The sequence below is a fragment of the Enterobacter mori genome (assembly GCF_025244905.1).
GTDB classification, from domain to species: domain Bacteria; phylum Pseudomonadota; class Gammaproteobacteria; order Enterobacterales; family Enterobacteriaceae; genus Enterobacter; species Enterobacter mori_A.
The window spans coordinates 868566-894311 of the sequence record NZ_CP104285.1; the positions used below are offsets into that span (position 1 = coordinate 868566).

Annotated in this window: 20 protein-coding genes, 4 tRNA genes and 3 rRNA genes; 21 read left to right on the forward strand and 6 right to left on the reverse strand. The window is 54.8% G+C overall.

What is annotated here, in order from left to right:
- Positions 1–25 precede the first annotated feature (25 nt).
- Together N2K86_RS04075 and metN are read right to left on the reverse strand one after the other, a co-directional pair.
- Positions 26–679, reverse strand: a complete 654-nt coding sequence (locus N2K86_RS04075) for a methionine ABC transporter permease MetI (RefSeq protein WP_003856130.1) — start codon at positions 677–679, stop codon at positions 26–28.
- The gene (gene metN, locus N2K86_RS04080) at positions 672–1703 is read right to left on the reverse strand and encodes a methionine ABC transporter ATP-binding protein MetN (protein ID WP_260660564.1); all 1032 of its coding nucleotides are present in this window, start codon (positions 1701–1703) and stop codon (positions 672–674) included. Before metN ends, N2K86_RS04075 begins: the two co-directional genes overlap by 8 nt.
- Positions 1704–1891: 188 nt before the next feature.
- On the opposite strand from metN, the gene gmhB reads away from it, so the two are divergent.
- From gmhB to dkgB, 8 genes are all read left to right on the forward strand, one after another.
- A complete protein-coding gene (gene gmhB / locus N2K86_RS04085; protein WP_042713778.1) occupies positions 1892–2458 on the forward strand; it encodes a D-glycero-beta-D-manno-heptose 1,7-bisphosphate 7-phosphatase in 567 nt (188 codons plus the stop codon).
- A gap of 368 nt (positions 2459–2826) precedes the next feature.
- Positions 2827–4366: ribosomal RNA gene (locus N2K86_RS04090) — 16S ribosomal RNA — on the forward strand.
- A gap of 68 nt (positions 4367–4434) precedes the next feature.
- Positions 4435–4511 (forward strand) — tRNA-Ile (locus tag N2K86_RS04095).
- Positions 4512–4621: 110 nt separating this feature from the next.
- A tRNA-Ala gene (locus tag N2K86_RS04100) sits at positions 4622–4697 on the forward strand.
- 172 nt (positions 4698–4869) lie between these two features.
- Positions 4870–7775, forward strand: a 23S ribosomal RNA gene (locus N2K86_RS04105).
- A 70-nt stretch (positions 7776–7845) separates the two neighbouring features.
- A 5S ribosomal RNA gene (rrf, locus tag N2K86_RS04110) occupies positions 7846–7961 on the forward strand.
- Together the 16S, 23S and 5S rRNA genes with 3 tRNA genes alongside form the textbook arrangement of a ribosomal RNA operon.
- Before the next feature lie 56 nt (positions 7962–8017).
- Positions 8018–8094 (forward strand) — tRNA-Asp (locus N2K86_RS04115).
- Between the two features lie 163 nt (positions 8095–8257).
- Positions 8258–9061, forward strand: coding sequence for a 2,5-didehydrogluconate reductase DkgB (dkgB, locus tag N2K86_RS04120; protein ID WP_260660565.1), 804 nt, complete (start codon positions 8258–8260; stop codon positions 9059–9061).
- Positions 9062–9083: 22 nt separating this feature from the next.
- On the opposite strand, the gene yafC is transcribed toward dkgB, so the two are convergent.
- Positions 9084–9998: a DNA-binding transcriptional regulator YafC gene (gene yafC / locus N2K86_RS04125; protein WP_089600674.1), complete on the reverse strand. Its 915-nt coding sequence runs from the start codon at positions 9996–9998 to the stop codon at positions 9084–9086.
- Positions 9999–10102: 104 nt separating this feature from the next.
- Between yafC and N2K86_RS04130 the strand changes: the two genes are divergently transcribed.
- The 3 genes from N2K86_RS04130 to N2K86_RS04140 all read left to right on the forward strand — a co-directional run bounded on the left by N2K86_RS04130 (position 10103) and on the right by N2K86_RS04140 (position 13071).
- Positions 10103–11278, forward strand: a complete 1176-nt coding sequence (locus N2K86_RS04130; RefSeq protein ID WP_260660566.1) for an MFS transporter — start codon at positions 10103–10105, stop codon at positions 11276–11278.
- Between the two features lie 138 nt (positions 11279–11416).
- On the forward strand, positions 11417–12217 hold the full coding sequence (locus tag N2K86_RS04135) for an endonuclease/exonuclease/phosphatase family protein (protein WP_042717509.1): 801 nt from the start codon (positions 11417–11419) through the stop codon (positions 12215–12217).
- A gap of 77 nt (positions 12218–12294) precedes the next feature.
- Positions 12295–13071, forward strand: coding sequence for a class I SAM-dependent methyltransferase (locus N2K86_RS04140; RefSeq protein ID WP_260660567.1), 777 nt, complete (start codon positions 12295–12297; stop codon positions 13069–13071).
- 53 nt (positions 13072–13124) lie between these two features.
- Here N2K86_RS04140 and mltD read toward each other — a convergent pair whose 3' ends face one another.
- Entirely contained in the window at positions 13125–14489 is a 1365-nt protein-coding gene (gene mltD, locus N2K86_RS04145) for a murein transglycosylase D (protein WP_260660568.1), read from the reverse strand.
- A gap of 68 nt (positions 14490–14557) precedes the next feature.
- The gene (gene gloB / locus N2K86_RS04150) at positions 14558–15316 is read right to left on the reverse strand and encodes a hydroxyacylglutathione hydrolase (RefSeq protein WP_260660569.1); all 759 of its coding nucleotides are present in this window, start codon (positions 15314–15316) and stop codon (positions 14558–14560) included.
- A gap of 32 nt (positions 15317–15348) precedes the next feature.
- Here gloB and N2K86_RS04155 point away from each other — a divergent pair, with 32 nt between their 5' ends.
- Complete coding sequence (locus tag N2K86_RS04155; protein ID WP_260660570.1) at positions 15349–16065, forward strand: class I SAM-dependent methyltransferase; 717 nt, start codon at positions 15349–15351, stop codon at positions 16063–16065.
- On the opposite strand, the gene rnhA is transcribed toward N2K86_RS04155, so the two are convergent.
- The gene (rnhA, locus tag N2K86_RS04160; protein WP_010426635.1) at positions 16066–16533 is read right to left on the reverse strand and encodes a ribonuclease HI; all 468 of its coding nucleotides are present in this window, start codon (positions 16531–16533) and stop codon (positions 16066–16068) included.
- Between the two features lie 64 nt (positions 16534–16597).
- Between rnhA and dnaQ the strand changes: the two genes are divergently transcribed.
- The 9 genes from dnaQ (at position 16598) to N2K86_RS04205 (ending at position 25700) form a co-directional block, all read left to right on the forward strand.
- On the forward strand, positions 16598–17329 hold the full coding sequence (gene dnaQ, locus N2K86_RS04165) for a DNA polymerase III subunit epsilon (RefSeq protein ID WP_238460976.1): 732 nt from the start codon (positions 16598–16600) through the stop codon (positions 17327–17329).
- 132 nt (positions 17330–17461) lie between these two features.
- Positions 17462–17538 (forward strand) — tRNA-Asp (locus N2K86_RS04170).
- 387 nt (positions 17539–17925) lie between these two features.
- Positions 17926–18645: a FadR/GntR family transcriptional regulator gene (locus N2K86_RS04175; RefSeq protein ID WP_260660571.1), complete on the forward strand. Its 720-nt coding sequence runs from the start codon at positions 17926–17928 to the stop codon at positions 18643–18645.
- Positions 18642–19655, forward strand: a complete 1014-nt coding sequence (locus N2K86_RS04180; RefSeq protein WP_260660572.1) for an ABC transporter ATP-binding protein — start codon at positions 18642–18644, stop codon at positions 19653–19655. Before N2K86_RS04175 ends, N2K86_RS04180 begins: the two co-directional genes overlap by 4 nt.
- Positions 19652–20734, forward strand: a complete 1083-nt coding sequence (locus N2K86_RS04185; protein ID WP_260660573.1) for an ABC transporter ATP-binding protein — start codon at positions 19652–19654, stop codon at positions 20732–20734. Before N2K86_RS04180 ends, N2K86_RS04185 begins: the two co-directional genes overlap by 4 nt.
- A 2-nt stretch (positions 20735–20736) precedes the next feature.
- On the forward strand, positions 20737–22251 hold the full coding sequence (locus N2K86_RS04190; protein WP_260660574.1) for an ABC transporter substrate-binding protein: 1515 nt from the start codon (positions 20737–20739) through the stop codon (positions 22249–22251).
- 18 nt (positions 22252–22269) lie between these two features.
- On the forward strand, positions 22270–23211 hold the full coding sequence (locus N2K86_RS04195) for an ABC transporter permease (protein ID WP_260660575.1): 942 nt from the start codon (positions 22270–22272) through the stop codon (positions 23209–23211).
- Between the two features lie 2 nt (positions 23212–23213).
- The gene (locus N2K86_RS04200; RefSeq protein WP_048957588.1) at positions 23214–24089 is read left to right on the forward strand and encodes an ABC transporter permease; all 876 of its coding nucleotides are present in this window, start codon (positions 23214–23216) and stop codon (positions 24087–24089) included.
- Between the two features lie 9 nt (positions 24090–24098).
- The gene (locus tag N2K86_RS04205; RefSeq protein ID WP_260661630.1) at positions 24099–25700 is read left to right on the forward strand and encodes a gamma-glutamyltransferase family protein; all 1602 of its coding nucleotides are present in this window, start codon (positions 24099–24101) and stop codon (positions 25698–25700) included.
- The last annotated feature ends 46 nt before the right edge of the window (positions 25701–25746 follow it).

Below are 25746 nucleotides of genomic sequence, written 5' to 3' on the forward strand. Positions count from 1 at the left end.
CGTCGAGTTTGTGTTGTGTGTAACGTTATTTGTGAGTAACAGCCCGGACGATGCGATCGCCAGAGAATTGGATTAAGTAAACCAGCACAACCAGCAATACCAGAACGGTATTCATTACGGTAGCGTTATAACCAATATAACCATATTGATAGCCGATCTGGCCTAAACCGCCAGCGCCCACTGCACCACCCATCGCGGAATAACCGACCAGCGTAATAAGCGTGATGGTCGCTGCGTTCACCAGGCCAGGCAACGCTTCAGGCAGCAGCACTTTGCGTACGATCTGCATCGGCGTTGCGCCCATCGCGCGGGAGGCTTCGATCAAACCGGTGGGGATCTCCAGCAGGGCATTTTCCACCATACGGGCGATAAACGGCGCTGCACCCACGGTCAGCGGAACGATGGCTGCCTGCAGACCGATAGACGTACCGACGATCACGCGGGTAAACGGAATCATCCACACCAGCAGAATAATGAACGGGATGGAACGGAAGATATTCACCAGCGCAGAGAGGGTGCGATACAGTTTCGCGTTCTCAATGATTTGACCCGGACGCGTCACGTACAGCAGGACGCCGACCGGCAGGCCAATCACAAAACCAAAGAAGCCCGATACAAAGGTCATTGCCAGCGTTTCCCAAACGCCGCGAACCAGCAGCCACATCATCGGCTCAGACATAACCCAGTACCTCTACTTTTACATGGTGTTCTTGCAGCCAGGCAATTGCCGCCTGGGTTTCTTCTTGTGTGCCGTGCATTTCCGTCAGCATGATGCCGAACTTCACGCCACCGGCGTAATCCATCTGCGCGCTAATGATGTTGTTGTTCACGTTAAAGCGACGGGCAGTTTCGGAAAGCAGCGGGGCGTCAACGGACTGACCGGTGAATTCCATACGCAGCATTGGGACGCTGTCGGCCGTTGCTTCTGTTTTCAGACGATCCAGATAATCTTCCGGAATATCCAGATGCAGCGTGGACTGAATAAACTGCTGCGCCAGCGGGGTTTTCGGATGCGAGAACACTTCACTTACCGTGTCCTGCTCGATCAGTTCACCGTTACTGATGACCGCCACGCAGTCACAGATGCGTTTCACCACATCCATTTCGTGCGTAATAAGGAGGATCGTCAGGCCCAGGCGACGATTAATATCTTTCAGCAGTTCCAGAATCGAACGCGTGGTCGCCGGGTCCAGTGCGCTGGTCGCTTCATCGCACAGCAGCACCTTAGGATTACTTGCCAGCGCACGGGCAATCGCCACACGCTGTTTCTGCCCACCGGACAGGTTCGCAGGGTAGCTATCATGTTTATCGCCCAGACCCACGAGGTCGAGTAGTTCGGTGACGCGACGCTTCACTTCTTCTTTAGGCGTGTTGTCCAGCTCCAGTGGTAATGCGACGTTACCGAAAACGGTACGGGAAGCCAGCAGGTTGAAGTGCTGGAAGATCATGCCAATCTGACGGCGGGCTTTGGTGAGTTCTTTCTCTGAGAGGGCGGTAAGCTCTTGCCCGCCAACTTCAACGCTGCCCTGGGTTGGACGCTCAAGCAGGTTAACACAACGGATCAGCGTACTTTTACCTGCACCCGATGCGCCAATGACGCCATAAATTTGACCAGCAGGAACATGCAGGCTGACATTGTTCAACGCCTGAATGGTTCGGTTCCCCTGCTGGAACACTTTGGTGATATTGGAAAGTTTAATCATTAGATTATTTTTATCATATGTAAGTTAGCCGTGGCATTTTGTTCTGCCAGATACGGGTGATGACCGTAAACAAAACGGATGTTAAGGCATCCAGACGTCTAAATCAATCCAACTCTGTGCGATGAGCACTTTATTGCGCTGCGATTCATGAGATACTAGCGGAACATGCCTTATTCAGGAGCAAACCGGTGGCAAAATCAGTACCCGCAATTTTTCTCGATCGTGATGGCACTATTAATGTGGATCATGGTTACGTCCATGAGATTGATGAGTTCGAGTTTATCGAGGGCGCAATAGATGCCATGCGCCAGCTGAAAGAGAGGGGTTATGCGCTGGTGGTCGTGACGAACCAGTCCGGTATTGCACGCGGTAAATTCACCGAAGCGCAGTTCGAGACGCTGACGGAATGGATGGACTGGTCGCTGGCCGATCGCGGTGTGGATCTCGACGGCATCTATTATTGTCCGCATCACCCGCAGGGAACGGTAGAAGAGTATCGCCAGACCTGTGATTGCCGTAAACCGCATCCGGGGATGTTCATCTCTGCGCAGGAATTCCTGCACATTGATATGGCTGCCTCTTATATGGTGGGCGATAAACTGGAAGATATGCAGGCTGCTGCTGCTGCGGGTGTTGGGACCAAAATATTAGTTCGCACCGGTAAGCCAGTGACGCCAGAAGCAGAAAATGCAGCAGATTGGGTAATTAATAGTCTGGCAGACCTGCCTGAAGAGATTAAAAAGCACCAAAAATAGTCGTTTTGGTGAAAAGGTGAGCGGTCGAAATAAAAATGCATTTTTCCGCTTGTCATTCCTCGGCGGCTCCCTATAATGCGCCTCCATCGACACGGCGGATGTGAATCACTTCACAGACAACCCGGTCGGTTGAAGAGAAAAAATCCTGAAATAACGGGTTGACTCTGAAAGAGGAAAGCGTAATATACGCCACCTCGCGACAGAGCGCTAAAGCGCGTCGCAACTGCTCTTTAACAATTTATCAGACAATCTGTGTGGGCACTCAAAGTGACATGGATTCTTAACGTCGCAAGACGAAAAATGAATACCAAGTCTCTGAGTGAACATACGTAATTCATTACGAAGTTTAATTCACGAGCATCAAACTTAAATTGAAGAGTTTGATCATGGCTCAGATTGAACGCTGGCGGCAGGCCTAACACATGCAAGTCGAGCGGTAACACAGGGAGCTTGCTCCCGGGTGACGAGCGGCGGACGGGTGAGTAATGTCTGGGAAACTGCCTGATGGAGGGGGATAACTACTGGAAACGGTAGCTAATACCGCATAACGTCGCAAGACCAAAGAGGGGGACCTTCGGGCCTCTTGCCATCAGATGTGCCCAGATGGGATTAGCTAGTAGGTGGGGTAACGGCTCACCTAGGCGACGATCCCTAGCTGGTCTGAGAGGATGACCAGCCACACTGGAACTGAGACACGGTCCAGACTCCTACGGGAGGCAGCAGTGGGGAATATTGCACAATGGGCGCAAGCCTGATGCAGCCATGCCGCGTGTATGAAGAAGGCCTTCGGGTTGTAAAGTACTTTCAGCGGGGAGGAAGGTGTTGAGGTTAATAACCTCAGCAATTGACGTTACCCGCAGAAGAAGCACCGGCTAACTCCGTGCCAGCAGCCGCGGTAATACGGAGGGTGCAAGCGTTAATCGGAATTACTGGGCGTAAAGCGCACGCAGGCGGTCTGTCAAGTCGGATGTGAAATCCCCGGGCTCAACCTGGGAACTGCATTCGAAACTGGCAGGCTAGAGTCTTGTAGAGGGGGGTAGAATTCCAGGTGTAGCGGTGAAATGCGTAGAGATCTGGAGGAATACCGGTGGCGAAGGCGGCCCCCTGGACAAAGACTGACGCTCAGGTGCGAAAGCGTGGGGAGCAAACAGGATTAGATACCCTGGTAGTCCACGCCGTAAACGATGTCGACTTGGAGGTTGTGCCCTTGAGGCGTGGCTTCCGGAGCTAACGCGTTAAGTCGACCGCCTGGGGAGTACGGCCGCAAGGTTAAAACTCAAATGAATTGACGGGGGCCCGCACAAGCGGTGGAGCATGTGGTTTAATTCGATGCAACGCGAAGAACCTTACCTACTCTTGACATCCAGAGAACTTTCCAGAGATGGATTGGTGCCTTCGGGAACTCTGAGACAGGTGCTGCATGGCTGTCGTCAGCTCGTGTTGTGAAATGTTGGGTTAAGTCCCGCAACGAGCGCAACCCTTATCCTTTGTTGCCAGCGGTCCGGCCGGGAACTCAAAGGAGACTGCCAGTGATAAACTGGAGGAAGGTGGGGATGACGTCAAGTCATCATGGCCCTTACGAGTAGGGCTACACACGTGCTACAATGGCGCATACAAAGAGAAGCGACCTCGCGAGAGCAAGCGGACCTCATAAAGTGCGTCGTAGTCCGGATTGGAGTCTGCAACTCGACTCCATGAAGTCGGAATCGCTAGTAATCGTAGATCAGAATGCTACGGTGAATACGTTCCCGGGCCTTGTACACACCGCCCGTCACACCATGGGAGTGGGTTGCAAAAGAAGTAGGTAGCTTAACCTTCGGGAGGGCGCTTACCACTTTGTGATTCATGACTGGGGTGAAGTCGTAACAAGGTAACCGTAGGGGAACCTGCGGTTGGATCACCTCCTTACCTTAAAGAACCTGCCTTTGTAGTGTCCACACAGATTGTCTGATGAAAATAGCAGTAAAAATCTCTGCAGGCTTGTAGCTCAGGTGGTTAGAGCGCACCCCTGATAAGGGTGAGGTCGGTGGTTCAAGTCCACTCAGGCCTACCAAATTTTCCCTGAATACTGCGTTGCGGCAACGCTCACATACTGATGTATGCTTCGCGTTACCACGCCTTGTCTCAGGAAAAATTACCGGTACAGAGATTAGTGTATACGATGGGGTTATAGCTCAGCTGGGAGAGCGCCTGCCTTGCACGCAGGAGGTCTGCGGTTCGATCCCGCATAGCTCCACCATCCTTTTACTGCGAAATACAAGAAAACTTCAGAGTGAACCTGAAAAGGTGCACTGCGAAGTTTTGCTCTTTAAAAATCTGGATCAAGCTGAAAATTGAAACGACACACAGTTAATGTGTGTTCGAGTCTCTCAAATTTTCGCAATCAGAAGTGAAACATCTTCGGGTTGTGAGGTTAAGCGACTAAGCGTACACGGTGGATGCCCTGGCAGTCAGAGGCGATGAAGGACGTGCTAATCTGCGAAAAGCGCCGGCGAGGTGATATGAACCTTTGACCCGGCGATGTCCGAATGGGGAAACCCAGTGTGATTCGACACACTATCGTTAACTGAATACATAGGTTAACGAGGCGAACCGGGGGAACTGAAACATCTAAGTACCCCGAGGAAAAGAAATCAACCGAGATTCCCCCAGTAGCGGCGAGCGAACGGGGAGCAGCCCAGAGTCTGAATCAGCTTGTGTGTTAGTGGAACGGTCTGGAAAGTCCGACGGTACAGGGTGATAGTCCCGTACACGAAAGCACACTTGCTGTGAACTCGAAGAGTAGGGCGGGACACGTGGTATCCTGTCTGAATATGGGGGGACCATCCTCCAAGGCTAAATACTCCTGACTGACCGATAGTGAACCAGTACCGTGAGGGAAAGGCGAAAAGAACCCCGGCGAGGGGAGTGAAAAAGAACCTGAAACCGTGTACGTACAAGCAGTGGGAGCACCTTCGTGGTGTGACTGCGTACCTTTTGTATAATGGGTCAGCGACTTATATTCTGTAGCAAGGTTAACCGTATAGGGGAGCCGAAGGGAAACCGAGTCTTAACTGGGCGTTAAGTTGCAGGGTATAGACCCGAAACCCGGTGATCTAGCCATGGGCAGGTTGAAGGTTGGGTAACACTAACTGGAGGACCGAACCGACTAATGTTGAAAAATTAGCGGATGACTTGTGGCTGGGGGTGAAAGGCCAATCAAACCGGGAGATAGCTGGTTCTCCCCGAAAGCTATTTAGGTAGCGCCTCGTGAACTCATCTTCGGGGGTAGAGCACTGTTTCGGCTAGGGGGCCATCCCGGCTTACCAACCCGATGCAAACTACGAATACCGAAGAATGTTATCACGGGAGACACACGGCGGGTGCTAACGTCCGTCGTGAAGAGGGAAACAACCCAGACCGCCAGCTAAGGTCCCAAAGTCATGGTTAAGTGGGAAACGATGTGGGAAGGCACAGACAGCCAGGATGTTGGCTTAGAAGCAGCCATCATTTAAAGAAAGCGTAATAGCTCACTGGTCGAGTCGGCCTGCGCGGAAGATGTAACGGGGCTAAACCATGCACCGAAGCTGCGGCAGCGACGCTTATGCGTTGTTGGGTAGGGGAGCGTTCTGTAAGCCGTTGAAGGTGGCCTGTGAGGGTTGCTGGAGGTATCAGAAGTGCGAATGCTGACATAAGTAACGATAATGCGGGTGAAAAGCCCGCACGCCGGAAGACCAAGGGTTCCTGTCCAACGTTAATCGGGGCAGGGTGAGTCGACCCCTAAGGCGAGGCCGAAAGGCGTAGTCGATGGGAAACAGGTTAATATTCCTGTACTTGGTGTTACTGCGAAGGGGGGACGGAGAAGGCTATGTTAGCCGGGCGACGGTTGTCCCGGTTTAAGCATGTAGGCGGAGGTTCCAGGTAAATCCGGTACCTTATTAACGCTGAGGTGTGATGACGAGGCACTACGGTGCTGAAGTAACAAATGCCCTGCTTCCAGGAAAAGCCTCTAAGCATCAGGTAACATCAAATCGTACCCCAAACCGACACAGGTGGTCAGGTAGAGAATACCAAGGCGCTTGAGAGAACTCGGGTGAAGGAACTAGGCAAAATGGTGCCGTAACTTCGGGAGAAGGCACGCTGATATGTAGGTGAAGCCCCTGCGGGTGGAGCTGAAATCAGTCGAAGATACCAGCTGGCTGCAACTGTTTATTAAAAACACAGCACTGTGCAAACACGAAAGTGGACGTATACGGTGTGACGCCTGCCCGGTGCCGGAAGGTTAATTGATGGGGTTAGCGGCAACGCGAAGCTCTTGATCGAAGCCCCGGTAAACGGCGGCCGTAACTATAACGGTCCTAAGGTAGCGAAATTCCTTGTCGGGTAAGTTCCGACCTGCACGAATGGCGTAATGATGGCCAGGCTGTCTCCACCCGAGACTCAGTGAAATTGAACTCGCTGTGAAGATGCAGTGTACCCGCGGCAAGACGGAAAGACCCCGTGAACCTTTACTATAGCTTGACACTGAACACTGGTCCTTGATGTGTAGGATAGGTGGGAGGCTTTGAAGCGTGGACGCCAGTCTGCGTGGAGCCATCCTTGAAATACCACCCTTTAATGGCTGGTGTTCTAACGTAGACCCGTGATCCGGGTTGCGGACAGTGTCTGGTGGGTAGTTTGACTGGGGCGGTCTCCTCCCAAAGAGTAACGGAGGAGCACGAAGGTTAGCTAATCCTGGTCGGACATCAGGAGGTTAGTGCAATGGCATAAGCTAGCTTGACTGCGAGAGTGACGGCTCGAGCAGGTGCGAAAGCAGGTCATAGTGATCCGGTGGTTCTGAATGGAAGGGCCATCGCTCAACGGATAAAAGGTACTCCGGGGATAACAGGCTGATACCGCCCAAGAGTTCATATCGACGGCGGTGTTTGGCACCTCGATGTCGGCTCATCACATCCTGGGGCTGAAGTAGGTCCCAAGGGTATGGCTGTTCGCCATTTAAAGTGGTACGCGAGCTGGGTTTAGAACGTCGTGAGACAGTTCGGTCCCTATCTGCCGTGGGCGCTGGAGAATTGAGGGGGGCTGCTCCTAGTACGAGAGGACCGGAGTGGACGCATCACTGGTGTTCGGGTTGTCATGCCAATGGCATTGCCCGGTAGCTAAATGCGGAAAAGATAAGTGCTGAAAGCATCTAAGCACGAAACTTGCCCCGAGATGAGTTCTCCCTGAGACTTTAAGTCTCCTGAAGGAACGTTGAAGACTACGACGTTGATAGGTCGGGTGTGTAAGCGCAGCGATGCGTTGAGCTAACCGATACTAATGAACCGTGAGGCTTAACCTTACAACGCCGAAGATGTTTTGGCGAAGATACAGACACGATTTTCAGCCTGATACAGATTTAACAGAATTTGCCTGGCGGCTTTAGCGCGGTGGTCCCACCTGACCCCATGCCGAACTCAGAAGTGAAACGCCGTAGCGCCGATGGTAGTGTGGGGTCTCCCCATGTGAGAGTAGGGAACTGCCAGGCATCAAATTAAGTAGTAAGCCGGTGCATTAATCCGGTGGTTACAAGCAGTCTTCGGTGGAGCGGTAGTTCAGTCGGTTAGAATACCTGCCTGTCACGCAGGGGGTCGCGGGTTCGAGTCCCGTCCGTTCCGCCACTTATTAAAAGCCCTGAGCTAACGCTCAGGGCTTTTTTCTTATCTGCCGTTTAATTATTGCGGAATTAGCAAAAATTCTCTGCTTCCTGCGTTCTTTTTCTTCATAACACTACCCGCCATAATCTTCCTCAGTTTACGAACATAATGATTAACGAGGAATAACATGACTATCCCTGCATTTGGTCTGGGCACTTTCCGCCTGAAAGACGACGTTGTAATTGCATCTGTAAAAACTGCACTTGAACTTGGCTATCGCACCGTTGATACGGCGCAAATTTATGAAAACGAAGCGGCTGTAGGCCAGGCGCTCGAAGAGAGCGGCGTACCGCGCAGCGACCTTTTCATCACTACCAAGATCTGGATTGAGAATCTCAGTAAAGATAAGCTGATCCCAAGCCTGAAAGAGAGCCTGAAAAAACTGCGTACTGACTATGTGGACCTGACGCTGGTTCACTGGCCATCACCGAAAGATGCCGTCTCGGTGGAAGAATTCATGCAGGCGCTGCTGGAAGCGAAAAAGCAGGGCTTAACGCGTGAAATTGGTATCTCCAACTTTACTATCCCGCTGATGGAAAAAGCGATTGCTGCTATTGGCGCGGAAAATATTGCGACCAACCAAATTGAACTGTCCCCATATCTGCAAAACCGCAAAGTGGTGGACTGGGCAAAACAGCACGGTATCCATATCACCTCTTACATGACGCTGGCCTACGGTAAAGCGCTGAAAGATGCGGTGATTACCCGTATTGCGGAGAAACACAACGCGACAGCGGCCCAGGTGATCCTGGCATGGGCAATGGGTGAAGGTTATGCCGTGATCCCGTCCTCGACCAAGCGTGAAAACCTGGCAAGCAACCTGTTAGCACTGGATCTCCAGCTGGATGAAGAGGATAAAAAAGCGATCGCGGCACTGGATTGCAACGATCGTCTGGTGAGCCCGGAAGGGTTAGCGCCGAACTGGGATTAATATTGACCCAACCCTCTGTATTCTAAAACCCTCGCACAGCTCCTTCGGGAGCTGTTTTTATATGTTCGCTCAGGAAGTCGATAAAGGCACGAATACGTGTACTGACGGCTCTGTCGCTGTAATAAACCGCGCTAAAAGGCATCTCCACCGGCAGACGTTTATCTGCCATCAGCTCCACGAGTTCTCCGCGTGCGATCTCTTTATCAATCATGTAATCAGACAAGCAGGCGATACCATTTCCGGTAAGGCACAGCTGTTTTAGCGTTTCCCCACTGTTTGATGATAATCCGCAGGTAATTTCATGAAGCTGACCATCATGACAGGCGACGGGCCAGGTATTTAGCGACACCGGTTCCGTAAAGCCCAGACACAGATGTTGCGCCAGCTCTTCTACCGTCTCGGGCTTTCCATGCTCAGCAATATACTGCGGCGACGCGATGATTTTACGGTAGCTGGCAAACAGGGGGCGGGCACGTAAGCTTGAATCAGTCAGCGTTCCCGCCCGGATCGCGACATCAACTTTGCGTTCAATAAGATTGATAAAGGTTTCGGAGGAGACCAGTGATAACGTCATCTCTGGATAACGTTCGCGGAAGGGCTTAATCAGCGGCATCAGAAAATGCAGAACCACAGGCGTTGCCGCATCGATACGCAGCAATCCACGCGGTGTGCTGCGCGATTCCATAATCTCTGTCTCCGCTGCGGCCATCTCCTGCAGGACGGACTGCACGCGGCGGAAATAACGCTCACCTTCTTCCGTCAGGCTCAGCTGTCGTGTTGTTCGGTTGAGCAAACTCACCCCAAGCTTCATCTCCAGCTTTTTCACCGAGCGACTGATCGCGGAATTTGCTTGCCCCAGCTGTTCCGCTGCGCGGCTAAAGCTGCCGCTCTCGACGACGGCGACAAAGATTGTCAGCTCTTCCGAGGTTGCTTTCATTGTTGCACCACCTGCAAAATTCAATTGATATTCTGACCATTTTTGTTATTTAAGCACTGGCGCATACTGCCTGTCATCTTAATCCTGTAAAGACGGAGTATTTTATGCCATTGGCGCTACTTGCCCTCACGATCAGTGCCTTTGCGATAGGCACAACCGAGTTCGTTATTGTCGGACTGGTTCCTACCATCGCTAATCAACTTGCCATCTCGCTCCCTTCAGCGGGCTTGCTGGTGTCAATCTATGCGTTGGGTGTTGCTGTTGGTGCACCTGTACTGACCGCGCTGACAGGGCGTTTCCCGCGTAAACGGCTGTTAGTTGCCCTGATGGTACTCTTCACCGCTGGCAACCTGCTGGCCTGGCAGGCGCCGGACTACACCACGCTGGTGATCGCCCGCCTTCTGACTGGCCTCGCACATGGCGTGTTCTTCTCCATCGGTTCAACCATTGCAACCAGCCTGGTGGCTAAAGAGAAAGCCGCATCCGCCATCGCCATCATGTTTGGTGGGTTAACCGTTGCGTTGGTCACTGGGGTGCCGTTAGGGACCTTTATTGGCCAACATTTTGGCTGGCGTGAAACTTTCCTGGCCGTATCACTGCTGGGCGTGATTGCCCTGGTCGCCAGTATGCTGTTGGTGCCATCCAATATCCCTGGACGGGCGAGCGCAAGCCTGAGCGATCAACTGAAGGTGCTCACTCATCCGCGTTTGCTGATCATTTACGCCGTTACGGCTCTTGGCTATGGTGGCGTGTTTACTGCTTTCACCTTCCTGGCACCCATGATGCAGGATCTGGCTGGCTTTTCCCCAGCGGCAGTAAGCTGGATTTTGCTGGGCTACGGTATTTCTGTCGCGATTGGTAACATCTGGGGCGGCAAACTTGCAGATAAGCATGGTGCGGTACCGGCTCTTAAGTTCATTTTCGCTGCACTGGTTGTTCTGCTGATGATTTTCCAGTTCACCGCATCGATCCAGTACGCCGCGCTGATCACCGTGCTGGTTATGGGGATCTTCGCCTTTGGTAACGTGCCGGGTTTGCAGGTGTACGTGGTGCAAAAGGCCGAACTGTATACGCCAAATGCGGTAGATGTTGCATCGGGCCTGAACATTGCCGCATTCAATATCGGTATCGCGATCGGTTCCATCGTAGGCGGACAAACCGTAGAACACTTCGGGTTAACCCAAACGCCGTGGATCGGTGCGGTCATTGTGCTTGTCGCTTTCCTGCTGATTGGACTCAGTGGACGGCTTGATAAACCGGCTCGCGTGGCGCTTGGGTAAGTAGCAGTAAGTGCTTGCTTACAAAACTGGAAAGCGGTTTCTCAGTAATTGCGTTGAAAGTGTGACCTAAAATCCCTATAACATTAGAACCAGTCCGTTTTTCCGGGCTGGTTCACGTTATAGAGGCCGTTTCCAAAAGTGCGAAAAAATACCTATGCCATGCGTTATGTTGCCGGAATGCCCGCGGAGAGGATCTTGCCTCCGGGGTCGTTTGCGAGCCTTAGCCAGGCATTGCCAGCCGGTACCCCCTTAAGCAGTGATGAAAAAATCCGGGTACTGGTCTGGAACATCTTCAAGCAGCAGCGTGCGGAGTGGTTGTCCGTACTGAAGAATTTCGGTAAAGATGCGCATCTGGTTCTCTTGCAAGAGGCGCAAACCACGCCGGAGTTGGTCAGGTTTGCAACGACAAACTATCTTGCCGCCGATCAGGTTCCTGCGTTCGTCTTACCGCAGCATCCCTCGGGGGTGATGACTCTGTCAGCCGCCCATCCGGTCTATTGCTGCCCGCTGCGTGAACGTGAGCCGATTCTGCGCCTGGCCAAGTCGGCGCTGGTGACGGTCTATCCGTTACCGGATACGCGCCTGTTGATGGTGGTAAACATCCATGCGGTGAACTTTAGCCTGGGGGTGGATGTATATAGTAAGCAGTTACTACCCATTGGCGATCAGATAGCCCATCACAGCGGGCCGATCATTATGGCTGGGGACTTTAATGCCTGGAGCCGCCCGCGCATGAATGCGTTGTACCGCTTTGCGCGCGAAATGTCGCTGCGTGAGGTCCGTTTTAGCGACGATCAGCGCAAGAAAGCGTTTGGTCGTCCTCTCGATTTTGTCTTCTATCGTGGTTTGAATGTGCATGATGCCTCCGTTCTGGTGACGCGCGCTTCCGATCACAATCCTCTACTCGTTGAATTCAGTCCCGGCAAACCTGATAAATAATGGTGCGTCAGGTCTGCCGTGGGGCAGGCCTCTGCGGGTGCTGCCCTTTATTTTTTAACCAACAAAAGGACAGTACGATGACAACAACAACACACACCCATCATGACAACGTAGAAAAACAGTTTGGTTCTCAGGCAAGTGCGTATCTGAGCAGCGCCGTGCATGCGTCTGGGCGCGATCTGGTGCGTCTCGGGGAGCGTCTGGCAGCATTCCCACGGGCACACGTGCTGGATTTAGGGTGTGGTGCAGGTCATGCCAGCTTTACGGCCGCACAGCAGGTGGCACAGGTGATCGCGTATGATTTATCCAGCCAGATGCTCGAGGTGGTTGCAGAAGCTGCAAAAGCCAAAGGACTGAGCAACGTGGCTACGCGCCAGGGCTACGCCGAATCTTTGCCTTTCGACGATGCGTCGTTTGATGTGGTCATTAGCCGCTACTCCGCCCACCACTGGCATGATGTCGGCCAGGCCTTACGGGAAGTGACGCGCGTATTGAAGCCGGGAGGCGTCTGCATCATTATGGACGTTATGTCTCCGGGTCATCCGGTGCGGGATATCTGGTTGCAAACGGTTGAAGCGCTGCGCGACACTTCCCACGTGCAGAACTACTCCAGCGGTCAATGGTTATCGCTGATAACGGAGGCTGGGTTGATTTCCCGCTCACTGATAACAGACCGCTTGCCGCTGGAATATAACACCTGGATCGCACGTATGCGCACGCCTGAAGCGCTGAGCCGGGCGATTCGTATATATCAGGAAAGCGCATCTGCGGAAGTGAAAGCTTACTTTGAACTGCAGGAAGATGGCTCGTTCACCAGCGACACCATCATGGCTGAAGCGCAAAAGGCGGGTTAAAACAAAAAAGGCATCGAGGGGAATCGGTGCCTTTTTATCTCAGGAATGTCTCATCAGGAATCTGGCGTCGCGCTGTTTTTCACAAATAGCGTTAGCTGGTCACCCGGTTGCAGATTGTCAGTATCATTATTCCAGCGCATCACATCTTTGATGTTCACGCCGTGACGTTTTGCGATACTGGACAGCGAATCACCCTTACGAACGCGATAGGTAATACTGTCGCTGTTCCTGGCAAGACGCTGTGCGCTGCTACCTGCACCCACCGTCAGAGTTTGACCCACTTTCAGACCGGAACTGCGCAGGTTATTCCACTGCTGCAGATCTTTCGCATTCACGCCAAGACGTGATGCAATCCCCGAAAGCGTATCACCTGAACGCACCTTATAGCTTCGGCTGGAAACGGGAGATGTATCGGCGATCAGCGTAGACTGAACGGCGGCAATCTCACCAGAAGCCAAAGACTCACGTAATTGTTCAGCATGCTTCTGCGGAACCATCACATACCGTGGGCCATTGGCTCCCAGGGTTGAGCCTTTAACGCCTGCGTTAAAGGTTTTCAGTTTACTTACCGACATACCCGTCATATCAGCAACCTGTTGAATATCAACCGGGTTGCTGAGGCGAACGCGCGCCAGTGCACGACTTTCGTCTGGTGTTGGCAGTTGCACACCGTAACGCTTGCTGTTCTTGAGAATATCGCTCAGGGCCAGCATCTTCGGTACGTAAATCTTGGTTTCCTGTGGCAGTGAGAGCGACCAGAAATCGGTAGATTTACCACGCGCTCTGTTCGCTTTCATTGCCTTCAGTACACGACCTTCGCCGCTGTTATACGCTGCGACCGTTAACAACCAGTCACCGTCGAACATCTTGTTCAGACGTTCCATCATGTCGAGAGCGGCTGTCGTTGAAGCGACAACATCACGACGCGCATCATAGCTGCGGGTCTGTTTCAAACCATAATTGCGCCCAGTGCTCGGAATGATCTGCCAAATGCCTGCGGCATTGGCGCCAGACGTTGCGTGTGGGTCAAAAGCGCTCTCCACTATGGGTAGGAGTACCAGCTCCATAGGCATGTTACGTTTCTTAACTTGCCCGGCTATCCAGTACATATACGGCTCTGCCCGTAACGTTACATCGTGGAGATAGCTCTTATTTCTTAAATACTTCTGCTTCTGTTCGCGAATCCGGCTGTTTTCCGGAATTCCCATCTTTAGCTCGTCGCCAATAGAGGCCCACAAGTCTTGTTCCTGCGCGAAAGATGTCCCATCGTCCAACCAGCGCGCCTGACTTGTAAACTTCCCTGCTTCCCCTTGACCAGCTGCAGAAAGGCTCTGTGCGTGCTGTTGTACGTTGCTGCCATTTTGCGACTGGCAACCTACAAGCAGGACAGAGGCGAGTAATATCGCTTTTGCCTTCATGTGTGTGTCAATAGTTGCTTAAAAGACGAGCGATGATAACGGCGAAATTTTGAAAAGGCAACCCGCAATTATCTGAAGTTATCTTTCTTTGACCTTAACCATGCAAAACGCTGCTCTGGTTGTTGCAACTTTGTTTCTTGGTTAATTTTATTAATTAAATCAATATCATCAGTTCGTAAAAATAAATTTATTTCTCGCTCGTTTTTCAGAGTAACGGGTAGTGTTTTTTGGTTTTTTGCACGTAACTCCTTCACTTTCTGGTAATAATCTAAAATCGCCAGATCGTCCGGCAAAACGCTCGCGGAAAACTTCATATTTCCTAATGTATATTCATGCGCACAACAAATGAGGGTATCGTCAGGTAATGCGTTAATCTTCTGTAATGAATGATACATCTGGGTTGGCGTCCCTTCGAACAACCTTCCACAGCCGCCTGAAAAAAGTGTGTCGCCGCAAAATAGATAAGGTTTACTGTAGAAACACAGATGTCCAGAAGTGTGACCTGGCGTAGCAAATACGGAAAATTCGTATCCCAGTATGAGGATATTTTCGCCTTCTTCGACTACTTGCGTCGTACCCTTATCTTGTGTTTCAGCTGGCCCATACACCACAAGATGCGGGAAGGCCGCCACAAGATCGGGAACGCCGCCCACGTGATCGTTATGGTGATGAGTAAGAAGGATGGCCTGGGGATACCAGCCATTTTCATCGATTGCCTGCAAAACCGGCGCGGATTCACCCGGATCGACAATGATACATCTGCGATCGTCATCGACTAATACCCAGATGTAATTGTCCTGAAAGGCAGGAATACTGATAAGATTCATACATTACCTCTAACTGCGTGGCGGATGTGTTGATGAAACCGGCAAGGATACCTCAGACTGTCGCATCACCGGAACGTTGGGCTGACCTGCCCTGGGGTGAATACTATCGCGAGGCGTTAGAACAGCAGCTTAAGCCGTGGCTCGCAAAAATGTATGGCTTTCACCTGCTTAAGATTGGCAATCTCAGCGCGGAAATCAATACCGAAAGCTGCGCTATCTCGCATCAGGTCAACGTTTCGCTCGCGGGCTTACCCGTTCAGGTGAAAGCAGACCCGCTGCATTTACCTTTTGCCGAAAAATCCGTTGATGCTTGTCTGCTTGCGCATACGTTGCCCTGGTGCAGCGATCCCCATCGCCTGCTGCGCGAAGCTGACCGTGTGCTGATTGATGATGGCTGGCTAATACTCAGCGGTTTCAATCCACTGAGCCTGATGGGGCTGCGCAAGCTCGTCCCGGTTTTACGCCGCACCCCACCGTATAACAGCCGCATGTTCACGATGATGCGCCAGCTGGACTGGCTTTCACTGCTTAACTTTGAGGTGCTCGGCTACGGGGGATTTCAGGTACTGCCCTGGTCACGGCGGGGGGGCGTTGTGCTGAGTACCCATTTGCCCGCCCTGGGTTGTATGCAATTTATCGTGGCGCGTAAGCGAACAATCCCTTTGACGCTGAATCCGATGAAGCAAAGCAAATCGAAAACGCAAATTCGTCAGACCGTCGGCGCCACGCGGCAGTATCGAAAGCCCTGATCAGGATTCAGGCTGGTAGCCTGCATCCTCATGCGCGGGATTGGACGCAGCCGCACGAGCCAGTTCGTCGCAGCGTTCGTTCTCAGGGTGACCTGCGTGGCCTTTTACCCATTCCCACTTGATTTGGTGCTGACCTAAGGCCGCATCCAGACGCTTCCAGAGGTCGACATTCTTGACAGGCTTTTTATCTGCCGTTTTCCAGCCGCGCTTTTTCCAGTTATGGATCCACTGGGTGATGCCCTGGCGCACGTATTGGCTGTCGGTGCTCAGCACCACGTCGCAATGTTCCTTTAAGGCTTCCAGCGCCACAATGGCCGCCATCAACTCCATGCGGTTGTTGGTGGTGAGAAAATAGCCTTCACTAAAAGTTTTTTCATGCTGGCGATAACGCATAATCGCGCCATAACCGCCCGGGCCCGGATTGCCGAGACAAGATCCATCGGTGAAAATTTCTACCTGTTTACGCATCTCTGGTAGACTTCCTGTATTCGAAACGTTCAGTTAAACGATAAGTCTGACATAAATGACCGCTATGAGCACTGCAATTACTCGCCAGATTGTTCTTGATACCGAAACCACCGGTATGAACCAGATTGGCGCACACTATGAAGGGCACAAGATCATCGAGATCGGTGCTGTTGAAGTGGTGAACCGTCGTCTAACGGGCAACAACTTTCATGTTTACCTCAAACCCGACCGGCTGGTGGACCCGGAAGCGTTCGGCGTTCACGGTATTGCGGATGAGTTCTTGCTGGATAAACCGACCTTTGCAGATGTCGCGGATGAATTCCTTGAGTACATCAAAGGTGCAGAGCTCGTCATCCATAACGCATCGTTCGATATCGGCTTTATGGATTATGAATTCAGCAAGCTCAAACGCGATATTCCGAAGACGAATACGTTCTGTAAAGTGACGGACAGTCTGGCGCTGGCAAGGAAGATGTTTCCCGGCAAGCGTAACAGCCTCGATGCACTCTGCTCGCGCTATGAAATAGACAACACTAAACGAACGCTGCACGGCGCATTGCTTGATGCCCAGATCCTGGCGGATGTTTATCTGACGATGACTGGCGGTCAGACGTCGATGAAATTCAGTATGGAAAATGAGTCCCAGCAGACGCGGGACGCAGGGGGCATTCAGCGCGTTGTGCGTCAGGCGAGTCGTTTGCGGGTTGTGTTAGCCAGTGATGAAGAGCTGCTTAACCATGAATCCCGTCTCGATCTGGTGCAGAAGAAGGGCGGAAGCTGCATGTGGCGCGCCTGAAAAGGGGCCGGAACGTTTGTTAAATCACCGCTTGGGTGATTTTTGCAGCAAACGATTCAAAACGTGAGAAAAAGCGTTGACGAGTTCAGAGGCAAACCGTAATATGCGCCTCGTTCCCCAAGCGGGAACAGTGGAGCGGTAGTTCAGTCGGTTAGAATACCTGCCTGTCACGCAGGGGGTCGCGGGTTCGAGTCCCGTCCGTTCCGCCACTATTCAGAAGGCCTGAATCAGAAATGATTCAGGCCTTCGTCGTTTTACCACTGCAATACATTATCCCACTCAGTATTTTTTTGTAGTTAACAAATGGTTAATAATCGCAGTGCATTTAATTAACAAATGCACGTTTTTAGTGCGTTATTTGCACTAATTGTGTGCGTTGCATCCACACCTCCCTTCCTTCATGACCTCGACTTGTAATAATTATGTAAAAATAATTCATAGAAAATCATCCAGTTACCGTTCATTTTCCAAAAAGCTCCCGAACCAATGCGCTATTGGTTCGTTTATTGCTTAATCATTAGCACGATAAGTTACACGTCATATCAATAACTTATCGTTAATAAAAATAAAATTATGATGAAAGCGAGCGAACCAATATGGAAAAGCCGTCACGGTTTCTGGCCAATTCCAGTACCGCGCTTGAGCAGCTGCGTGGGCTCATTAACCAGCACGAGTCAACACCAGGCATTCCGCTGCCCACGGAACGTGAGCTGTCGGAAACTCTCGGCGTAGGGCGACGTGAAGTCCGTCGTGCGCTGGATGTGCTGGAAGAAGAGGGGCGTATTTGGCGAAAGCAGGGGAAAGGGACCTTTATTGGACCGGCAGCCCCTGCTGAACCGCTGGCCCTTCAGGGATTGGTTCAGCAGACTAACCTGCTGGAAGTGATGGAAGCTCGTCTACAGCTTGAACCCGGCCTGGCCCGGCTTGCGGCACTGCGTGCCACCAGGGAAAACCTCGCGCTCATGCAGCGCATGCTGGAACGCATTGATAAGGTCAGCCCGGATGACCGCGATCTCAACGAACTGTGGGATAGCGCCTTTCACCGCGCCATTGCCGAAGCCGCAGGCAACCGCCTGATGCTCGGGCTTTTTGATGCCATTGATGCCGTGCGGCGGGAACCGGGCTGGCAGCATCTGCGTGAATTAGCCCGCACGCCCGAACGTGTCGACAGCTATAACGACCACCATCACAAGATCATGTCCGCGATTATCCATCGTCAGCCTAATGAAGCCGCCGCCGCGATGCGTGAGCACCTGCTCAGCCTGCAAGCCGCCCTGATTCAGGCGATCCACCTTGAGGACGATTTCACGCTATGACAACCATACCTTTTAAGGACGCCACGCCCGTATTGCGGCTGAATAATCTCAACGTCAGGTTTTCCGGCTCGCCGGTGAGCGTACTTGACGGCATCTCCCTGACGGTCAAAACGGGCGAAACGCTGGCACTGGTGGGGGAGTCCGGCTGCGGGAAAAGTATCACCTCGTTAGCGCTGATGGGCTTACTGCCCACCAGCGCGCAGATTGTCAGCGGTGAGATGCAGTTTCGCCGTCATGACCTGCGCAAGCTCTCGCCGCGGGAGTATGCCGATCTGCGCGGCAGCGAGCTGGCGATGATTTTCCAGGAGCCCATGACCTCGCTCAATCCGGCGTTTACGCTGGGGGATCAGCTCAGCGAAGCGGTCATACGCCACCAGAACGTTTCGCGCGCCGAGGCGATGAAGGCCGCGCTGCAGATCCTTGAGAAGGTGCAGATCCCGGCGGCAGAGATGCGCCTTAAGGCTTATCCGCATCAGCTTTCCGGCGGCATGCGCCAGCGGGTGATGATTGCGATGGCGCTGATCAATCATCCTAAACTGCTGATTGCTGATGAACCCACCACCGCGCTGGACGTCACTATTCAGGCGCAAATCCTCGCCTTGCTCAACACCCTGAAAGAGGAGACCGGCACGGCGGTGCTGATGATCACCCACGATTTAGGCGTGGTGGCGGAAGTCGCCCAGCAGGTGGCAGTGATGTATGCCGGGCAGGTCGTAGAGCAGGGGAGCGTTGAAGCCATCTTTGCCGATCCACAGCATCCGTACACCATCGGTCTGATGGGCTCAATTCCTTCTCTTGGGGCGCGTAAAGGGCAACTCTCCACCATTCCCGGCGCGGTACCGCTGCCGGAATCCATGCCTGAAGGCTGCCGTTTCGCGACGCGCTGCCCGTTTGCGCAGACGCGCTGCCACGCTGAAAAACCGCAGCTTACTACCATCGGTTCGGGCCATCAGGTTGCCTGCTTCCGCGTGCCGCTCGAACAGCACATTGCCCTGGGAGAAATCGCATGACCGCCCCCATTCTTGAAGCCCGCGACCTGAGTAAACGCTTCCCCGGTCCGAAAAAGCTCTTTACCCCGGCACGCTTTGTCACGGCGGTCGATCGCGTCTCACTTTCGGTGATGCCGGGCGAAACGCTGGCGATTGTCGGCGAATCCGGCTCAGGGAAATCCACCCTCGGACGTCTGCTGCTGCGCCTGCTGGCCGCCAGCGAAGGGCGCGTGTTTTATCAGGGGGAAGAGATCACCGACGCCTCCGGTGCCCGTCTTAACCAGCTCCGACGCGAACTGCAGATTATCTTTCAGGATCCCTTCGCCTCCCTGAACCCGCGCATGACGGTGGAGCAGATCGTCGGTGAGCCGCTGTGGTTGCATCAGAACATGAAAAAAGCGGACCGCCAGTACCGCGTCGCCGAGCTGCTTAAAACCGTTGGCCTGCCTGCCGCCTGGGCCGGGCGCTATCCGCACGAGTTTTCCGGCGGGCAGCGCCAGCGTATCGGCATCGCCCGCGCGCTGGCCTCGGGACCGAAGCTGCTGCTGGGGGATGAACCGGTATCCGCGCTGGACGTCTCCGTTCAGGCGCAGGTGGTCAACCTGCTGGAAAGCCTGAAGCACCAGCTGGGGCTGACGATGGTGATTGTCGCCCACGGCCTTGCGGTGATCCGCCATATGAGCGACCGCGTGGCGGTGATGTATCTCGGGCAAATCGTTGAACTGGCCACCGTCGACGAAATCTTCGACGCACCGCTGCACCCCTATACCCAGGCATTGATCGCCTCGGCGCCGCAGATGCAGCCGGGCGTTGAGCGTGACGCGCCGCTGCTGCAGGGGGACTTACCCAACCCGGCCAGCCCGCCGTCCGGCTGCCGTTTCCACACCCGCTGCCCGTACGTTACCGATGAATGCCGCCAGGTCGAGCCGATTAATCAGGTGCTCGACGGCGGACGCCAGGTTGCCTGCCATCGCTGGCAGGAGATCAACCGCGATCGCAGCGTTATCCAGATTGCACCGCCATCCGCCGCTTTTCTGCGCCGCCGCGCGCTGTTTGAACATGCGGCCACTCACTCGTCCCTTCCTTCAAGGAACTCATGATAATGACAATGCGTAATTCTCTTTTGACCGTACTGGGAAGTGTTATGTTGCTTGGCGCGGCGCTGCCCGCCCATTCTGAAAGCGTGCTGCGAATCGGTCTGGGCGCTGACCCGGACATGCTCGACCCACATCTGGCGCGCACCTACTATGGGCGCTTCGTGTTTGCCTCCCTGTGCGACAGGCTGGTGGAGGTGGATGAAAACCTGAAGGTCGTCCCCGGGCTGGCTAAAGACTGGGCGTGGAGTGAGGACGGTAAAACCCTGACGCTCAATCTGCGCGAAGGCGTCACCTTCCACGACGGTGAGAAATTCGATGCCGCCGCCGCAAAATACAACCTCGACCGCGCCCTGACGCTAAAAGGCTCCCTGCGTAAAAGCGAAATCTCCTCCGTTGAATCGGTCGAGGTCACCGGCCCGATGCAGATTGCGTTGCACCTGAAAACGCCGGATGCCGCGCTGCTGATGCAGCTCACCGACCGCGCGGGCGCAATGATGGCACCTGACGCCGCGAAAAAGCCGGACTTTGCCGCGCATCCCGTCTGCTCCGGTCCGTACAAGTTTGACAGCCGCGTGTCCCAGGACCGTATCGTTCTGACCCGCTTCGACAACTACTGGAACAAAGACGCCTACCACTTCGACAAAATTATCTATCTGCCGATCCCGGATGCCTCCGTGCGTCTTGCGAATTTGCGCGCGGGCGATCTTGACCTGACCGAAGGCATCGCCGCCAGCGACGTCAAAACCGTCGAAGCCGACAGCAAGCTGGCGCTGGCGAAGGTGACCGGCCTGGGCTATCAGGGCATCACTTTCAACATCAATAACGGCAAGGTACCGGCGAACGATCCGTTCAAGGATGCCCGCGTGCGTGAAGCCTTCTCCCAGGCGATTGACCGCGACGCGTTAAACCAGGTGGTCTTCGAAGGGCTCTACACCCCGGCCAACCAGGCGTTTTCACCGGTCAGTCCGTATCACGTTAACCTGCCGGTCCCGCCGCGTGACGTCGACAAAGCCAAAGCGCTGCTGAAAGCGGCAGGCGTTACCGCGCCGCTGACCGTCAACCTGCTGGTGCCGAACAACCCAACCTCGCAGCAGGTTGGGCAAGTATTGCAGGCGATGGTGGCCGAAGCCGGTTTCACCCTGAACCTGCAGATGACCGAGTTCGCCACGCTGCTCGATCGCCAGCAGAGCGGTGACTATCAGTTGAGCTTCTCCGGCTGGTCGGGACGCCCGGATCCGGACGGCAGCATCTACGGCTTTATCAACAGCAAAGGCACGCTTAACGACGGCCGCTACAGCAACGCGCAGGTTGACGAATGGCTGACCCAGGCGCGCCAGAGCACCGACCAGGCCGCTCGCCAGCCGCTGTACAACAAGGTGGTGAAGCAGCTGCAAACCGACATGCCGATTGCCTACCTTTACTTCGAGCCGCGCATTTTCGGCCTGAACAAAAGCGTGCAGGGCTTTAAGCCTTACCCGGACGGCATCGTGCGTCTGGCCGGTTTGACGCTGGCGAAATAAACGTCCTGAGGAGAACCCATGCTGGAACTGATTTGCAAACGTCTGCTGCTGGCCGTCCCGACGCTGTTGCTGGTGAGCATGATGGTGTTCGGGCTGCAAAAGCTGCTGCCCGGCGATCCGCTGATCGCCATGGCCGGGGAAGAGCGCGACCCGGCGGTGATCGCCCAGTTGCGTGCAGAGCTGAACCTCGATGCGCCGATCCCCGTGCAGTATTTCCACTGGCTAGCGCGGGCGCTGCAGGGCGATCTGGGCGTCTCCTTACGCACGCATGAACCGGTGACGCAGCTGATCGCCAGCAAGCTGCCGGTCACGCTGGAGCTGTCGCTGCTGGCGATGATTATCGCGCTGGTGTTTGGCATCAGCATGGGGATCCTCGCGGCGGTAAACAAAAACAGCTGGGTCGATCACGGGGCGAACTTCGTGGCGATCTCGGGGATCTCGATCCCGCACTTCTGGCTGGGGATCCTGCTGATTCTGGTCTTCTCGGTAAACCTGCAGTGGCTACCCGCGTCCGGCTACGTGCCGTTCAGTGAAGATCCGATCCAGAACCTGCGTACGCTGCTGCTGCCCGCGTCCGTGCTCGGAACGGGCCTTGCGGCAACGCTGATGCGCCACACCCGCGCCTCGATGATTGCGGTACTGAAGGCGGATTACATCCGCACCGCGCGGGCGAAAGGGCTGCTGCCGAAAGCGGTGATCTTAAAACACGCGTTTCGCAACGCGCTGGTGCCGGTGATCACCCTCACCACGCTGCTGTTCGGCGAGCTGCTGGGCGGCGCGGTGCTGACTGAACAGGTCTTCACCATTCCGGGCTTCGGCAAGATGATCGTTGACTCGGTATTCAACCGTGACTACGCGGTGGTGCAGGGCGTGGTGCTGATCGTGGCGATCGGCTTCCTGATGCTCAACCTGCTGGCCGACGTGCTCTACGTCCTTATCAACCCGAAAATGCGAGGTTAACCATGGCGGAACTGACGACGCAAACCGTTGCCCCCGCGCTGCCGCGCGCGCAGAACCGGGTGCTGAAGAAATTCCTCGCCAATAAAAGCGCGGTCATTGGCGCGGTCGTGGTGGGCTTCTTCGTGCTGGTGGCGCTGCTGGCACCGTGGATCGCCCCGTTCGACCCGGTGAAAGCCAACTTCCTGGCTGTGCGCAAAGCGCCATCGGCGATGTACTGGTTCGGCACCGACGAGCTGGGGCGCGACATTTTATCGCGCATTATCTGGGGAGCGCGTACCTCGCTGATGGCGGGTTGTATGTCGGTGGTCATCGCTGTGGTTATCGGCGTGCCGCTGGGGCTGGTGGCGGGTTACTTCCAGAAGATGTGGGACGGCGTCATCTCACGCTTTATTGAAGCGCTGCTGGCCTGTCCGTTCCTGATCATGGCGATCGCGCTCGGGGCGTTTTTAGGCCCGAGCCTGACCAACGCGATGATCGCCATTGGCCTCTCCGCGATGCCGATCTTCGCGCGCCTGACGCGCGGCCAGGTGATCGCCATTCGTAACGAAGAGTACATCGACGGCGCGCGGGCGATTGGCCTGCCCGATCGATGGATCATCATCAAATACGTCTTGCCAAACGTGATGTCGCCGATCCTGGTGCAGGCCACGCTGGCGATTGCCTCGGCGATTATCGCCGAAGCCAGCCTGTCGTTTTTGGGGCTGGGACAGCAGCCGCCCAATCCCTCCTGGGGCTCCATGCTCAATACCGCGAAAGGGTTTCTTGAGCAGGCCCCGTGGATGTCCGTGTTCCCCGGTGTGGCGATTTTCCTTGCCGTGCAGGGCTTTAATTTACTCGGCGACGGGCTGCGCGATGCGCTCGATCCGCGCCACGACTAAGGAGTCATGATGACCAAAGCGCTTGATTTTACGTCCGGTTACGCTTCACGCCGCCCGCCGATGCTGGGCCACAACGCTGTTGCCACCTCACAGCCGCTGGCGGCACAGGCGGGGATGAAGATGCTGCAGCTGGGCGGGAATGCCGTTGATGCGGCCATTGCCACCGCGATGGCGCTGACGGTGGTTGAACCCACCGGCAACGGGATCGGCAGCGACGCCTTTGCCATCGTCTGGGACGGTGGAAAGCTTCATGGCCTGAATGCGTCCGGTCGTTCACCTGCGAGCTGGCATGCAGATCTGTTTGCCGGTAAAACGGCGGTGCCGGAAATTGGCTGGGACGCGGTGACCGTGCCGGGCGCGGTATCCGGCTGGGTCGCCCTGGCGGAACGCTTCGGCACGCTGCCGCTGACCACCCTGGCGCAGCCAGCCATTGACTATGCGCGCAACGGTTTCCCGGTCTCCCCGCTGATTGGCCATCTCTGGCAGCGTGGCTATAACAAGCTGAAAGATCAGCCTGGCTTTAGCGCCTGCTTTGCGCCGGAAGGCCGCGCCCCGCGCGTGGGGGAGATTTTCCGCAACCCGGCGCAGGCGAGCTCGCTGGAGCTGATTGCTAAAACCAATGGTGAAGCCTTTTACCGCGGCGAGCTGGCGCAGAAAATTGCCGCCTTCGCCAAAGCGCACGGTGCGCACCTGACGGCTGAGGATCTGGCAAACCACCGCGTGGACTGGGTCGAGCTGCTGTCGCGCGACTTTGCGGGTGGTTCGGTGCAGGAGCTGCCGCCTAACGGTCAGGGGATCGCCACGCTGATTGCGCTTGGTATTCTGGAGCAGTGTGGTATTGAGAAACATCACCCGGATTCCGTGCAGTCCCTGCATTTGTCCATTGAAGCGATGAAGCTGGCGCTGGCGGATCTCGACCGCTACGTGGCGGACGAAGAACACATGGCGTTCGCGGCGAAAGAGCTGCTGAGCGACCATTACCTGAAGTCGCGCGCGGCACTGATCAACCACGACAGCGCGTCTGATTTTGTTTACGGATCGCCTACGCAGAGCGGTACGGTCTACGTCAGCACCGCGGATGCCAGCGGGATGATGGTCTCGTTTATTCAGTCCAACTATATGGGTTTCGGTTCAGGCATCGTGGTGCCGGACACAGGCATCAGCCTGCAAAACCGGGGCTGCGGCTTTGTGCTGGATCCCAAACACCCGAACGCGCTGGCGGGCAGCAAGCGCCCATTCCACACCATCATCCCGGGCTTTGCGATGGATGGCAACGGCCAGCCGCTGATGTCCTTCGGCGTGATGGGCGGCCCGATGCAGGCGCAGGGGCACATGCAGATGGCGCTGCGCATTATGCTGCACGGGCAAAATCCGCAGGCGGCAATTGACGCGCCGCGCTGGCGCGTGGTGCAGGGCAGGGAGGTGATCGTTGAATCGACGTTCGATCGCAATACGATTGCCGCCCTGCGCGAGCGCGGGCATCAGATCGTGGTGGAAGATCCGCTTCAGGACTACAACTTCGGCGGTGCGCAGGTGATCTATCGTATGCCGGAAGGACACTACGTTGCCGCGACGGAAAGCCGCAAAGACGGGCAGGCGTTGGTGAGTTAAACGGCGCGGGCAACATTTGTAGGCCGGGTAAGGCGTAGCCGCCACC